This is a genomic window from Duganella sp. Root1480D1 (genome assembly GCF_001427305.1).
Taxonomy (GTDB): domain Bacteria; phylum Pseudomonadota; class Gammaproteobacteria; order Burkholderiales; family Burkholderiaceae_D; genus Rugamonas.
Genome location: NZ_LMFZ01000022.1, coordinates 15,560 through 30,330, shown reverse-complemented (window position 1 = coordinate 30,330; position 14,771 = coordinate 15,560). Strand labels below are relative to the sequence as shown.

The following is a 14,771-nucleotide window of genomic DNA, read 5'->3' as shown; positions in this document are numbered from 1 at the left end:
TAGTGCTGCAACCAGTGTGAAAGTAGGTTATCGTCAGGCTCTTATTAGAAAAGCCCGCTAGGCATATGCCAGCGGGCTTTTTGCTTTTGCGCGTCCAGAATTTGATGCTGTTGCGCAAAAGCATCATCGCTTTCATTTATATTATGTTGCTTAATATAAAGTTTATATAATTTATATTTTCCACCTCGCAAGTAACATAATATGGCGTTGAAGTTTCGGTACGTAGCACTCCTGGCTTGCCTGCACTTCCCCGTGCAATTTGCTCATGCACAGGCATTTTCCCGCACCCCAAATGAAGAGTACGCAAAAGGCAATTACGCGCGTGCTTTCCGCGGTTTCTTCGAGCAGGCTGCTCGCAGTAACGACCCCAATGTGCAGTTCAACCTGGGCATGATGTATGAGCGCGGCCAGGGCACCGACCAGAACGACGTGGAAGCTGTGAAGTGGTATTCGCGTGCCGTCGACCAGGGCCACGTTCCTGCGATGCGTCAACTCGCCGGCCTGATGTCCGCCGGCCGTGGCATCAAGCAGGACGGTGCCGGCGCCCTGGCCCTGTTGCGCAAGGCGATCGAACAGAATGATGTCGGGGCGATCGAGCAGGTGGCTGGCATGTACCTGGAAGGCCGGGGCGTCCCGGCTGACCAGGCCCAGGCAAAGCAGTGGTACCAGAAGGCAGTCGCCGCGGGCAGCAAGAATGCCCAGGAGGCGCTGAACCTGATCGCGGCAATGGAGCGCCAGGCTGCAGGCCCGCTGGCGCCGATCCGCAAACGCGCGATCGCTGGCGACGCCAATGCCCAATACGATCTGGCCGTGGCCTACCATACCGGTAACACGGTGCCGAAGGACCCGGCGCTGGCCCTGGAGTGGTACCTGAAGGCTGCCGAACAAGGCCACGCAATGGCGCAGTTCTATGCTGGCCTGCTGTATTCCAATGGCGATGGTGTCGCACAGGACCTGGTCCAGGCCCGCGCGTGGTTTACCAAGGCTGCGGCGCAGGAGAACAAGGATGCCGCCACCAACCTGGCCGTCATGCTTGACCTGGGCAAAGGCGGGCCGGTTGACCTGCCGCAGGCTGCGGTCGTGTACCAACAGGCGGCAAAGTTGGGTAGTGCGCAGGCGCAGGTAAGGCTGGCCGGCATGTACTGGATGGGCCAGGGTGTGAAGAAGGACTACAGCCAGGCCGCAATCTACTATCGCCAGGCAGCGGAGCAGAATGATGTCACTGCGATCCGCAAACTGGTCTACCTGCTCGAGAATGGCGTGGGTACCGCCCGTAATGTCGACGAGTCGAAGAAGTGGGCCGCCAAGCTGGAGCAGCTGGGCGGCAGCAACTGACTTGAAACAGCCCGCCAGGCGTTTGCCGGCGGGCTTTTTTACTTAAGGGCTGACATTCATGCGCTGCGTGTGCGTCCAATTGTGGTCGTAGGCGCTGACGGCGGAAGCAAAGGTGCGGTACGTCTGTCCCTCGCCTGGCCACGGGTTCATGATGTAGATGTAGTTGGTCCCGTTGTAGGTTTCATAGCCGCGTCCCACCATGATGTGCCCACCGCCATTGGTCCAGCCGTAACGGATAACGAAGGGGCGGTTGCCGTTAATCTCATTCACCACCGAATTCCACGACAGGTAGTTATTGATTGCCGTATTCGGCACGCCCCAAGCTGACAGGATGTTTTGCACGCTGCCGGAAGTGCCGTACATATTATTCGGGCGGTTGGCATAGCTGTTCCAGTTGAAAGTGCTGTTGCCGCAGGCGTAGTTGATGCCGTAGGCCCAATTCACGATCTGGCATTGGCTCGGCGTGCGGTTGTAGAAGTTCAGGACAGCTTTGCTTGATCCCGCCCAGCACCACTGGCTATGCTCTTGCGTCACCAGCGGGACATTCAAGGTGCGCCACTGTGCGAAGGCGGAGGGCAGGGCCAGCACCAGCGCTGCGCCGGCCACGAGTTTTGAGATATTCATGTTCGGCTCCTCTTAGCGGAATGCTTCGATATTGGCTTTGACTGCTGCGCGCAATGGTTCCAGCAAGTCCGAACCTTCAACCAGCTGGTTTCCGTTTTTCTGCAGCAGCAGCGATTCGCGCGCCGAGTGCAGCGGGGCGAACTTGGCATGGTCCACTTCCAGCAGGTCGGCGCGCGCCTGGTAGATGCGGATGAAGCGCAGGTTGGAGCGCGCGCTGTTGCCGTGGACCGTCATGGCCGCATCCACATCTTTTGCCAGCACTGCCGCGCCATAAGCGACCGTTTCATAGCGGCCGTTCACCTGCTGGACAGTCGCCAGGCCGATTGGCTTGCCGTGCAGCGAGATGACGAAGCGCCATTCGCCTGTGGGCTTGGCCAGTGATGCCAGGTCGCCGCGCGCCAGCAGTTCTTTCGGGTCGACGGTATAGACTTCGAAGCCATGGCTCACAGTGGCTTGCTTCAAGTCGCCCACGTCCGTGATATCGAGCGGGAAATCCACCGGCGCGCTGCCGGGGCGAATCGCCTGCTGGTGCTCGGCGAATTGTACGAGTCCGCGTTTGGCGGCCTGCAGTGCCGCGCCGTTGTCTGCTTTTGCCAGGAACGGGGCGGCCATTATCGCTGCGCAGGCAATGCGCAGCCAGAGTCGATGCGTATGCATGTGACTACTCCTCTGAAGGTTGATCAGATATTTTTGAGGTGCGAGGTGATGCCCCCTCTGTGCTGGACCTGAGAGTTTCACAGGCGTTGGCGGCCTGCTTGCTCCTTCGGTGCGCCAGCGTTACTTTGCTGGCGGCTCTTCAGAGTTGTGAAAACACGCGACCGGTCCTTTGGCCTGAGAGATTCCGGGGGCGGCTTGCTCCTTCGGCGTTGTCCATGGGTGGGACAAACTCTCCCGATCGCGCGACCGGTGTGCACCGGCAGCGAAAACAGGATAGCTCAGGGATTTATACGATTTCAATCGTTTTCCGATACACGTTGCGTTTTCGCCAAGACGGTGTTTCCTGTTATTCTATTGACACTCGCCGGGGAAATTGGTAACGTTTCCAAAATAAGCAGCACACTACAGGAGACGGGATGTTTAAGCAGTTATTTGCTTGTGCCATGGCGCTCGGCGCCGCGTCCGCGCAGGCTGTCGGGCCAAGCGCAGAAGTAATCCACTGGTGGACCTCGGGCGGCGAATCCGCTGCCGTCAAACAGCTCGCGAATGCCTATCGTGCTGCCGGCGGCACGTGGATCGATACTGCAATTGCGGGTGGCGAGCAGGCCCGTGCGGTTACCCTCAATCGTATGGTTGGCGGCAAGGCGCCGGCTGCCGCGCAATTCAATATTTCCAAGCAGTTCCTCGATATCGTGGACCAGGACATGCTGGTGCAACTGGATGACGTCGCGCGCCAGGAACATTGGGAAAGCACGCTGCCGGAGCCGATCGTGAACACCATTCGCATCGACGGCCACTATTACGCGATGCCGATGAACATCCATATGCAAACGTGGATCTGGTATTCCAAGGCAGCCTTCAAAAAAGCCGGCATCGCCAAGGAACCTGCAACCGTTGACGAGCTGTTTGCCGCGCTGGATAAGCTGAAGGCCGCCGGCCTGGTGCCGCTGGCGCATGGCGGGCAGGCATGGCAGGAGCACATCCTGTTCGCGTCGCTGCTGGCAAATATGGGCGGACGCCAGCTGTACCTGCAAGTGATGCGCGACCGCGACCAGCGCGTGATCAATTCAGAGCCTGTACGCAAGGTGCTGCTGGCATACAAGCGCCTGCAATCCTACGTTGATCCTGCATCGCCTGGCCGCAACTGGAACGACGCAACTGCGATGCTGGTCAGCGGAAAAGCCGGCGTGCAAATCATGGGCGATTGGGCGAAGGGAGAATTCAGCAATGCGAAAATGGCGCCTGGCGTCGATTTCGGCTGCATCCCGGGCCTTGGCGCCAATTCGCCGTACCTGATCCAGGGCGACGCTTTTGTCTTCCCTCGCTCGGATCGCGCGGAAGTACAGCAGGCACAGAAGCTGATGACGAAAGTGCTGTTGGCGCCCGCGACGCAGGTGAGCTTCAACAAGCTGAAAGGCTCGGTGCCGCCGCGCGCCGATGCCGATACCAGCCAGCTCGATGCCTGCGCCCGCGTTGGCGCCGCCATCATGCGCGATCGCAATCGCCAGGCCGGTGCGCCTGAAATCTATTTGACGCCTGACCAGAACGGAGCCGTGCAGGATGCGCTGACTGCTTACTGGAACACGTCAATGCCGGTTGAGAAAGCGCAAAAGGCGCTGGCTGCTGCGCTGAGGAATTAAATGGTGCGTCGAGCCATGTCTTATGCGGCGCTGTTGCCGATGCTGTTGACGGTATGCGTGGGCTATCTCGGCTCGTTCGCATGGACGTTCTATATGTCGCTCACCAGCTCGCGCAGCATTGCGACCAACAAACTGGTTGGCATGGCGCAGTATGAGCGCCTGTTCGACAACGAACGCTGGCTGCTGTCGCTGCATAACCTGGCGCTGTTTGGCCTGTTGTTCGTGCTGGCCTGCATGGTGATCGGCTTCCTGTTGGCTGCCGCGATCGACCGGCAGGTAGCGGGCGAGGGGGCGTTGCGTAGCGTGTTTCTGTACCCATATGCGATGTCGTTTGTGGCGACGGGCCTGGTATGGCAGTGGATCCTGACGCCGGGCGGCATCCCCGGCATGCAGATCGACTGGCTCGTCGACCAGGACATGGTGCTCTACACCGTGGTGCTGGCGTCGGTCTGGCAGGCCTCTGGCTTTGTGATGGCGTTGATGCTGGCTGGTTTGCGCGGCGTCGATCCTGAAATCTGGAAGGCCGCCCGGCTGGATGGCATCCCTGCCTGGCGTGTCTACCTTTCCATCGTGTTGCCGATGCTGGCGCCAACGCTGGCGACCGTGTTCATCCTGCTGGCAACCATGGTGGTGAAGCTGTATGACGCTGTGGTATCGATGACCCAGGGCGGGCCCGGTACGGCCAGTGAAGTGCCGGCCAAGTTCATCATGGATCACCTGTTCCTGCGTGCGAATGTCGGCCTGGCGTCGGCTGGCGCCGTCGTCTTGCTGCTGACGGTGCTGGCTTTGCTGGCGCCGTGGGCATATGCCCGCAGCCGGAAGGGGAGCGTATGAAGGCGGCACGAATCGGCTTGTACATCTTTCTGTGCAGCGCCGCGCTGTTCTTCCTGCTGCCGTTGTACGTAATGCTGGTGGCGTCGCTGAAATCGATGGATGAGATCCGCCTGGGGAATATTTTCGCGTTGCCGCTGGCGCCGACGCTGGATGCCTGGCGTGCCGCCTGGAGCGAGGCCTGCACCGGTGCAGCCTGCGAGGGCGTGCAGGGTGGTTTCTGGAATTCGGTGCGGATTGCGGTGCCCAGCACAGTGCTGCCGATTGCACTTGGCGCGTTGAATGGCTATGCACTGTCGTTCTGGCGCCCGCGCGGGGCCAACCTGTTGTTCGGCATCCTTCTGCTGGGAGCTTTTGTGCCGGTGCAGGTGATGATTTACCCCCTGGTGCGTATGATGGCAGGCCTGGGCGTGTTCGGCTCGCTGCCGGCAATCGTGCTCGTGCACCTGGTGTTCGGCATGCCGGTATTGACGCTGCTGTTCCGCAATTACTACGCGGCCTTGCCGCAGGAACTGTTCCATGCCGCGCGCATCGATGGCGGTGGCTTCTGGCGCATTTTCTGGCATGTGATGCTGCCTTTGTCGGTACCGATGCTGGTGGTCGCGGCGATCATGCAGCTCACCGGCGTATGGAACGACTATATCCTCGGCCTGGTGTTTGCGGGACGTGACAACCTGCCAATGACGGTGCAGTTGAATAACGTAATCAACACGACGACGGGCATCCGTCTTTATAACGTCAATATGGCCGCCACGATCCTGACGGCGCTGGTGCCTTTGGCGATCTACTTCTTGTCGGGCCGCTGGTTCGTGCGCGGCATCGCTGCCGGGGCTGTGAAAGGTTGAACGGATGTCGAACGTTAGTCTGAAAAAGCTGGATATTACCCTTGGCGGCAATGCCATCATCCGCGGCCTGGACCTGGAAGTGGAGGAAGGGGAATTCCTGGTTTTGTTGGGCCCCTCCGGTTGCGGCAAGTCTACCCTCCTGCACAGTATCGCGGGTCTGACGGAGACCAGCGGCGGCCGCATCGAAATCGGCGGCAAGGACATGTCGCGCACCGATCCGAGCGAGCGCGGGATCGGCATGGTGTTCCAGTCCTACGCGCTGTATCCAACCATGACGGTCGAGAAGAATATGTCCTTCGGCCTGCGCATTGCGGGCGTGGCAAAAGCCGAAATCAAGCGCCGCGTGGACCGCGTGGCGGCCATGCTGCATCTGGGGGAGCTTCTTGGCCGCAAACCGGCAGCTCTTTCGGGCGGGCAGCGGCAACGTGTGGCGATTGGCCGCGCGCTGGTGCGCGAGGCTGGCGTCTACCTGTTCGACGAGCCCCTCTCCAACCTCGACGCGAAGCTGCGCACGGATTTGAGGCGCGAGTTGAAGCTGCTGCACCAGCAACTGGGCGCCACCATGATTTATGTGACGCACGACCAGGTGGAGGCGATGACGCTGGCCAGCCGTATTGTGGTGATGCGCGCGGGGCAGATCCAGCAGGTCGGCACGCCCGGCGAGGTATATGAGCGGCCTGCAAACCTGTTCGTTGCCGGCTTCCTCGGTGCGCCGGCCATGAATTTCATTGAAGGCGAAGTCGATGCGGCCGGCACGTTCACGGGAGGCTGCCTGCGGCTGGCGATGGGCGATGCTGGCGCTGCGAATGGAAGCGGCAAGGCCGTTCTGGGTGTGCGCCCGGAGCATATTTCCCTGCTGCCGGGCGGTCCGCAGCAGGGCAGGGTAACGCTGGTGGAACCGATGGGTGCCCACCGCGTGGTATGGCTCGATTGCGGAGGCAAGCAGCTCTCCTGCATCCTGCAGGGCAGCCGTTCGCTTGCGCCGGACGATACGGTCGCATTCGAGATTGATGCACAACGCGCTTCGCTGTTCGACCCGGACAGTGGCAAGCGCTTTGAATTGGCGGGCGCTTCAAGTATGCTCGCGATGACGTTATAAGAAGAAAAGGATTCCAGTGGCCACTATCAAAGACGTAGCCCGCCTGGCCGGCGTAGGTTTGGGGACCGCCTCCCGTGTCGTCAGCGGCAAAGGTTCGGTGTCGCCAGCCACGCTTGAAAAGGTGAAAAAGGCGATCGACGAGCTGGGATTCCGGCCGTCGCACGCCGCGCGCACACTGCTCACTGGCACCAGCCAGATGATCGGCGTGTACATCCCTGTCTTGAGCGGCACCTTCTACACGCCTATCCTGCAGATCATCGACACTGAATTGCGCACCGCCGGCCTGCATATGGTGGTGGCCTTCGGCGTCGGCCTGGGCGATGAACGCAAGCAGGCCAAGGACGGCATTCAGTTCCTGATGGAGCGTGGTTGCGATGGCCTGATCATCATGACCAGCGCTTTGCTGGACGAAGACATCGAGGCGCTTGGCGCGCAGCAGGGCAGGGTCGTGGTGCTGAACCATAATCTGGCCAGCATTCCCGACCAGTGCTTCACTTTGGACCATAAGCTGGGCGGCCGACTGGCGGCACGGGCACTGCTGGACCACAAGCACCGCGATATCGCCGTAGTGGCAGGCCCGTCGCGCCTCGCCGACAACGTGGCGCGCGTCGAGGGTTTCATGGAGGAGCTGCAGGACGGCGGTATCGACACCAGCCGCATGTGGGTCGCCGAAAGCGACTTCTCACCGGCAGGTGGCTGGGCCGCGGCAAAGGAACTGGTGGAATCGGGCCATCGCTGCTCGGCCCTGTTTTGCGCCAACGATGAAATGGCGGTCGGGGCGCTCTCCTATTTCCAGGAGGCCGGCATTCGCGTGCCGCATGACTTGTCCGTTATTGCATACGACGATACTCCAAGCGCGGAGTTTTCCGCGCCGCGCCTGACCACCGTCCATATGCCATGGCGTGAGATGACGATGAATGGCTTGAGCGCTTTATTGAACCGCTGTTATGACCTGCGGCGCACGGTGACACGCAGCTTCCCGGTGACGGTCACGCTGCGCGCTTCCCTGGCCAAGGCAGCCAGCGTCAAGCGCAAGGCTGCTGCATGAACTGATCCAGCAAAAGGGGCGCATGCGCCCTTTTTTTCGACGCAATGTGGAAACCTTTCCAAATCCTGTACACTACTGAATATGACTACTCCAGACCAGATTGAACCAGGCGCCCCGGCGCGCAGCGACTTCGCCCGCGACTTCCTGTGGGGCTGCGCCACTTCGTCCTACCAGATCGAGGGGGCCGGCCGCGAAGACGGACGGGCAGAATCGATCTGGGACCGCTTTGCCGCCACGCCCGGCAAGGTGCGCGATGGTTCGAGTGGCCTGGTGGCCTGCGATCATTACCACCGTTGGCCGGGCGATATGGACATCGCCCGCGACATGGGCCTGAACGCCTACCGTTTCTCGATTGCCTGGCCGCGCATCGTGTCCGAATTCGGCGCAGCGCCCAACCAGAAGGGGCTGGACTTCTATTCGCGCCTGGTGGACGGCATGCTGGAGCGCGGCATCCAGCCGTGGGCCACCTTGTACCATTGGGACTTGCCGCAATACCTGCAAGATCGCGGCGGCTGGGCCGCGCGCGATACGGTGCAGCGCTATCTCGAGTTCGTGGATGCGGTGACGCGCCGCCTGGGGGACCGCGTGCAGCACTGGATCACGCACAACGAGCCGTGGTGTACCGCCATCCTGGGCAATTTCGAAGGCCTGCATGCGCCGGGCCTGGCTGATTTCGGCACCGCACTGCAGGTTTGCCACCATGTGCTGCTCTCGCATGGCAAAGCCGTTCCCCTGATCCGCGAGAATGTGCCAGGCGCACGCGTCGGCATTTCACTCAGCCTGCATCCATTGCGCGCCGCCAGCAGCAGCGAGGCCGATCGCGCGGCATGCGAGCGCCATGATGGCCTGCGCTACCGCTGGTTCCTCGACCCGTTGCACGGGCGTAGTTATCCGGCGGCCACGCTGGGGCAGGTCGGGACAGCGGCGCCAGTCGTGCATGAAGGCGACATGGAGGCGATCGCAGTAGCGACCGACTTCATGGGCGTGAACTACTACTTTCCCGAGACGGTTGCTGACGCGCCCGGCCACGAGCCGCTGGATGCGCGCGTGCTGCCACCGCCGGACGGGGCGCAAACCACCGCCATGGGCTGGGAAGTGGCGCCGGAAGGCATGAGCGAGCTGCTCGGCCGCATCCATGCCGATTACGCACCAAAGGAGCTGTACATCACCGAGAACGGCTCCTGTTATGACGACCAGGTGCTGGCCGATGGCACGGTGAACGATGTTCAGCGCCGCCGCTACCTGGCGCGCCACCTGGGCGCCATGAAGGATGCGATTGCTGCCGGCGTGCCGGTGAAGGGCTATTTTGCCTGGAGCCTGGTCGACAATTTTGAGTGGGCGGAAGGCTACCAGCGACGTTTCGGCCTAGTCCACATCGATTACACAACACAACAACGAAGGCTGAAGGAAAGCGGCAAGTGGTACCGCGCTTTCCTGCAACAGCCATAAAAGGAGACAGGATGAAACAGGTTTCACTGCTGGCCGCGGCGATTGCCATGGCGCTTCCCGCAGCGGCGGCGCCATTGGCCGACTGGCCACAACTAAACAGCGCAATCAAGACCGATCCGGTGCTTGAAAAGCGCGTCGCCGACATCGTCGGCAAGATGACGCTGGAGCAGAAGGTCGGGCAAATGACCCAGCCCGAGATCAAGACCACCACGCCGGACGATGTAAGGCGCTATTACCTTGGATCGGTGCTGAATGGCGGCGGCAGCTGGCCAAATGGGAACAAGCGTGCCAATGCGGCGGAGTGGCTGGCCCTTGCGCAGAAATACCACAACGCGTCGATGACGACTGATATGGCGGTCAAAGTTCCCGTGGTGTGGGGGATTGACGCCATCCATGGCAACAGCAATGTATTCGGTGCCACGCTGTTCCCGCACAATATCGGCCTCGGTGCCGCCCATAATCCCAAGCTTGCCTACGAGATTGGCGCCGCAACCGGCAAAGCGGTACGTGCCACCGGCATTGCCTGGGTGTTTGGTCCGACTATCGCCGTGGTGCGTGACGACCGCTGGGGGCGTACCTACGAAAGCTTTTCGGAAGACGGCAAGCTGGTGGCGCAGTATGCCGGCGAATATGTGAAAGGCCTGCAGGGACGCTTCAAGGCCGATGCCAACGTGCTGGCCAGCGCCAAGCACTTTGTCGGCGATGGCGGCACCGACCAGGGCAAGGATCGCGGCAACAATAAAGCCTCGCTGGCGGACATGGTCAACATTCATGGCGCCGGGTATGTGCCGGCGCTGGCGGAGGGCGCGCAGACTGTCATGTCGTCATTCAATAGCTGGAACGGTGTGAAAATGCACGGCAGCCGCGAGATGCTGACGGATGTGCTGAAAACCAGGATGGGCTTCGATGGATTCGTTGTCAGCGATTGGAACGGCATTGCCGAAGTACCGGGCTGCCGCAACGATAGCTGTCCGCAAGCGATCAATGCCGGCATCGACATGATCATGGTGCCCGATGACTGGAAAGCTTTCATTGCCAATACCGTCACGCAGGTAAAAGCAGGAGAGATTCCGATGTCGCGCATCGACGATGCCGTGACCCGCATCCTGCGCGTCAAGCTGCGTGCAGGGCTGTTCGGCAAGAGCCCATCGCAGAACGCTTATGCGGGCAAGGACGCGGCCCTGCAGGATCGCGAGCTGGCGCGCCGCGCCGTGCGTGAGTCGCTGGTGCTGCTGAAGAACGAGGGGCCGGCGTTGCCGCTGGCACGCGGCAACAAGATTCTGGTAGTCGGCAAGAGCGCTGACGACATCTCCAACCAGACCGGCGGCTGGTCGCTGACCTGGCAGGGCAGCGACAACACCAATGCGGATTTCCCGAATGCCGATAGCATCCTCACCGGTATTCGCACTGCGGCGGCTGAAGGGAACGTGGAGTTCAGCGTTGACGCCAAGGGCATCGACCTGTCCCGCTTCGACGCCGTGATCGCTGTCGTTGGCGAACGTCCTTACGCAGAAGGCGATGGCGATATCGGCCCATCCGGCACCCTGCGACATAGTAGCCGGTATCCGGAAGACCTGGCTGTGCTGGAAGCGGTTGCAGGCAAAGGCAAACCTGTGATTACCGTGTTCGTAGCGGGCCGTCCGCTGTTCGTAAATGACTTGCTCAACCTGTCCGACACCTTCATCGCGGCGTGGCTGCCGGGCACCGAAGGAAAAGGCGTATCGGATTTGCTGGTGGCTGGTCCACGCAGCTATGACTTCAAAGGCAAGCTGTCCTTCTCGTGGCCCAAATCAGCTTGCCAAACACCCTTGAATTATGGCGATGCAGGCTATGCGCCGCTGTTTGCGTTGAATTACGGCTTGCGCAAAGGGCAGCGTTCGAAGCTGGGCAGGTTGGATACCTCCTATGCTCCGGGCGGTTGTGGGGCCAGCAACACCGTACCGGTGCACGGACAGGCCGACCGCGCCAGCTTCCCGCTGCTGCTACGCAGCGGCAATGAGCAACTGGCGCTGGGCGCGGACTTGAACGCGACCTTCCGGCTGCCTGGTATTACAGTGCAGACGGCACAGGTGAACACGCAGCAGGATGCCAAGCTGGTGACCTGGTCGGCCGGCGCGACTTCCGGGGCCGCGCTCGTGGCTCGTGGCGCCAAACCGATCGTGTTGCCGGCGGCCGCGTTACGAGATGGCGCCCTGCAATTTGATGCTATCGTTGCCGCTGCACCGCAGGGCAAGGTCACGATCGCGATGCAGGACACTACCCTGGATGCGACCAGCCTGTTCACCCGCATAGCTGGCAAGGGCAAGCAGAGCGTCAAGCTGCCGTTGGCCTGCTTTACGGCGCGCGGCCTGCAATTGGATCGCATGGATGCGCCGTTCACGATCAGCACCGGTGCACCGTTCGCGATCGCTATCGCCAACATCGAAATCGCAGGCGGCGCCGCCACCGCGCCGGATGCGGTACGCTGCGAAGAACTGAAACAGGAGAACTAAATGGGCAGCATCGCTCCAAATTCCTCCAGCGTAGTGCCGCAGGACGTGCCAGGCGCCGCGCAAAACGGCGCCAACAACAGTGCGCTGGTGATCGTCACCATCCTGTTTTTCATGTGGGGCTTGATCACCTCCCTGAACGACGTCCTGATCCCGCACCTGAAATCGATCTATACGCTGACATATGTGCAGGCGATGCTGGTGCAGTTCTGCTTCTTCGGCGCATATTTCATCGTTTCGATGCCGGCAGGCGCCCTGATCCGCCGCATCGGCTACCAGAAGGGCGCGGTTACCGGCCTGCTGATTGCCGCCGGCGGCTGTGCGCTGTTCTATCCTGCTTCGTTTGGTGGGTACGGCCTGTTTCTGTTCGCCTTTTTCGTGCTGGCATCGGGCATTACCATACTGCAGGTGGCGGCCAATCCCTACGTGACAGTGCTTGGCGCGGCACGCACGGCGTCGAGCCGGCTGACGCTGACCCAGGCCTTCAATTCCCTCGGCACCACCATTGGCCCCTCCGTTGGCGGTTTGCTGATCCTGTCGGCGGTCGGCGTGGCGGCCGGTGCTGCGGCGAATGCAGCGACCGTGCGCGGTCCTTACCTGGGATTGGCCGGCGCGCTGGCGCTGTTGGCCGTGCTGTTTTTCGCCGCCAGGTTGCCGCGGATTGCTGATAGCGACGATGTGGCGTTGCCCGGCGAAGGCCGCGGCTCCGCATGGTCGCACCGGCACCTGGTACTTGGTGCGATCGGCATCTTCCTGTATGTGGGCGCGGAGGTCAGCATCGGCAGCTTCCTGATCAACTTCCTCGGCGAATCGCACATTGCCGGCCTGTCCCATGCCGATGCCGCGCACTACGTCAGTATCTATTGGGGCGGGGCCATGGTGGGACGTTTTATCGGCTTCGCGGTGATGCGCGTGGTCAGTCCTGGCAAGGCGCTGGCCTTCAATTCCCTGCTGGCGATTGCGCTGGTGCTGGTGGCAGCATTCGGCGAAGGGCGCGTTGCAATGTGGGCGATCCTGGCGGTTGGCCTGTGTAACTCGATCATGTTTCCAACCATCTTCAGCATGGCGCTGAATGGGCTCGGCAAGTACACCGGGCAGGGCTCGGGTATCCTGTGCATGGCCATCGTCGGCGGTGCACTGGTGCCATTTGCGCAAGGCGCTCTGGCCGATTCGTTGGGGGTGCAGGCGTCCTTCGTGCTGCCGGCCGCCTGCTACGTCTTCATTCTTTACTTCGGCGCCAAATACTCCTCCATGTACGCGGCACAGTAGTTTTCGACGTACTGTTGGTGCGGCGGTAGCTGCGCCACAGTACGGGCCACATTGTTGCGGATGCTGTCGAGGAAGCAGGACAGCTCCGCATCTCCCATCAGGTCCGCGGACGGGTGGTGCTGCAGCGGCGTAATGCCCTGGCCCAGCATCACCTGGACCCACGAGTTTTCGGCAAATAGTTCGTTCGACAGGCGGAACACGCGGCCCGTTTCGCGGAATAGATCCAGACGCCGGCTCAGCGACGCCGGCACTTCCATCTCGGCACAATGACGCCAGAAAGCCGCATCGCGGCGGTTGGTGGCTTTGTAATGCAGGATGATGAAGTCGCGGATATGCTCGATCTCGGTCCAGGCTTGCCTGTTGTATTCGTCGATCTCGGACTGGAAGATGCCGGCGGAGGGGAACATTTGCATCAGGCGGATGATGCCGCGCTGGATCAGGTGGATGCTGGTCGACTCGATCGGTTCCAGGAAGCCGCTGGCGAGACCGATTGCAATGCAGTTTTTGCTCCACACCTTGCGGCGCTGGCCTGGCTTGAAGCGGATAACGCGCGGTTGCACCAGCTGCTCGCCGGTGATATTCGACATCAGCCGGGCACGCGCAGTATCATCGTCGACGAACTTGCTGGAGAAGACGATGCCATTGCCGACGCGATGTTGCAATGGAATGCGCCACTGCCAGCCCCATTCGTGCGCGATGGCCCGGGTATAGGGCACTGCGGGGCCGGTGGAAGAAGTCTGTACAGCGATCGCGCTGTCGTTGTGCAGCCATTGCGACCAGTCTTCAAACCCTTCGCCCAGGGTTTCGCCGATCAGCAGGGCACGGAAACCGGTGCAATCGACGAACAGGTCGCCCTCGAGCTTGGCGCCTGAATCGAGTTGCAGCGCGGTGATGTGGCCGCTGGATGCGTCGGTAAGGACCTTGGCGATCTTGCCCTCGATACGCTGGACGCCATAGCGTTCCGAATATTTGCGCAGGTAGCGTGCATAGGCGCTGGCGTCGAGGTGGTAGGCGTAGTTAATGCCGTCATGTGGCAAATGGCCAAAGCGATTCAATTGCGCGGCTTTCAGCTCCAGGCAATAGTCGCCGTAGTCGCTGGCCAGTTTGCGTTCCCGACCCTTGTGCCAGAAATGATTGAAGCCGGCAGTCCAGTGATCGGTGCCGGTCATGCCGAAGGAGTGGATATAGTCTTCGTTGACGTTGCGCCAGTTTTCGAAGCTGATGCCCAGCTTGAAGGTGGCCTTGGTGGCGGCCATGAACTCCTGTTCATTGATCTCCAGCAGCCGATGGAAATTCAGCAGGCTGGGAATGGTCGCCTCGCCAACGCCAACAGTGCCGATTTCGTCTGATTCCACCAACTTGATGTCGAGGACCTTGCCAAGGCTGCGGGAAATCGCGGCAGCAACCATCCAGCCTGCGGTACCGCCGCCTGCAATGACAATGCGCCGCACAGGGCGGCGCTGGAAATGTTCATCTCTCACTTCG

At 61.2% G+C, this 14,771-nt stretch carries 12 protein-coding genes and 1 riboswitch; of the genes, 9 read left to right on the top strand and 3 right to left on the bottom strand.

All coding sequences use genetic code 11. The annotated features are described in order from the left end of the window. Positions 1-201: 201 nt before the first annotated feature. Positions 202-1,335, top strand: coding sequence for an SEL1-like repeat protein (locus ASD58_RS18080; RefSeq protein WP_082565507.1), 1,134 nt, complete (start codon positions 202-204; stop codon positions 1,333-1,335). 42 nt (positions 1,336-1,377) lie between these two features. Here the strand turns inward: ASD58_RS18080 and ASD58_RS18075 are convergent, their stop codons facing one another. Next, positions 1,378-1,959 (bottom strand): C39 family peptidase, encoded by a 582-nt coding sequence (locus ASD58_RS18075; RefSeq protein ID WP_057262619.1) that lies wholly within the window; start codon positions 1,957-1,959, stop codon positions 1,378-1,380. 12 nt (positions 1,960-1,971) lie between these two features. Next, on the bottom strand, positions 1,972-2,616 hold the full coding sequence (locus ASD58_RS18070) for a hypothetical protein (protein ID WP_082565506.1): 645 nt from the start codon (positions 2,614-2,616) through the stop codon (positions 1,972-1,974). A gap of 152 nt (positions 2,617-2,768) precedes the next feature. Further along, positions 2,769-2,863, bottom strand: a riboswitch (glycine riboswitch). A 169-nt stretch (positions 2,864-3,032) separates the two neighbouring features. Here ASD58_RS18070 and ASD58_RS31875 point away from each other — a divergent pair. The 8 genes from ASD58_RS31875 (at position 3,033) to ASD58_RS18030 (ending at position 13,286) form a co-directional block, all read left to right on the top strand. Next, positions 3,033-4,256: an ABC transporter substrate-binding protein gene (locus ASD58_RS31875; protein ID WP_057262618.1), complete on the top strand. Its 1,224-nt coding sequence runs from the start codon at positions 3,033-3,035 to the stop codon at positions 4,254-4,256. Beyond that, positions 4,257-5,090, top strand: coding sequence for a carbohydrate ABC transporter permease (locus ASD58_RS31870; protein WP_057262617.1), 834 nt, complete (start codon positions 4,257-4,259; stop codon positions 5,088-5,090). After that, on the top strand, positions 5,087-5,932 hold the full coding sequence (locus tag ASD58_RS18055) for a carbohydrate ABC transporter permease (RefSeq protein ID WP_082565505.1): 846 nt from the start codon (positions 5,087-5,089) through the stop codon (positions 5,930-5,932). The genes ASD58_RS31870 and ASD58_RS18055 overlap by 4 nt, the downstream gene beginning before the upstream one ends. A gap of 4 nt (positions 5,933-5,936) precedes the next feature. After that, entirely contained in the window at positions 5,937-7,031 is a 1,095-nt protein-coding gene (locus tag ASD58_RS18050) for an ABC transporter ATP-binding protein (RefSeq protein ID WP_057262615.1), read from the top strand. Positions 7,032-7,047: 16 nt separating this feature from the next. Then, positions 7,048-8,079: a LacI family DNA-binding transcriptional regulator gene (locus ASD58_RS18045; protein ID WP_057262614.1), complete on the top strand. Its 1,032-nt coding sequence runs from the start codon at positions 7,048-7,050 to the stop codon at positions 8,077-8,079. A gap of 81 nt (positions 8,080-8,160) precedes the next feature. After that, complete coding sequence (locus ASD58_RS18040; protein ID WP_057262613.1) at positions 8,161-9,528, top strand: GH1 family beta-glucosidase; 1,368 nt, start codon at positions 8,161-8,163, stop codon at positions 9,526-9,528. Positions 9,529-9,539: 11 nt separating this feature from the next. Then, positions 9,540-12,020: a glycoside hydrolase family 3 protein gene (locus ASD58_RS18035; protein WP_057262612.1), complete on the top strand. Its 2,481-nt coding sequence runs from the start codon at positions 9,540-9,542 to the stop codon at positions 12,018-12,020. After that, positions 12,021-13,286, top strand: a complete 1,266-nt coding sequence (locus ASD58_RS18030; RefSeq protein ID WP_057262611.1) for a sugar MFS transporter — start codon at positions 12,021-12,023, stop codon at positions 13,284-13,286. It begins immediately after the preceding gene. Here the strand turns inward: ASD58_RS18030 and ASD58_RS18025 are convergent. After that, entirely contained in the window at positions 13,244-14,767 is a 1,524-nt protein-coding gene (locus tag ASD58_RS18025; protein ID WP_255357335.1) for a tryptophan halogenase family protein, read from the bottom strand. The two genes, ASD58_RS18030 and ASD58_RS18025, sit on opposite strands and share 43 nt — an antisense overlap. Positions 14,768-14,771 lie beyond the last annotated feature (4 nt).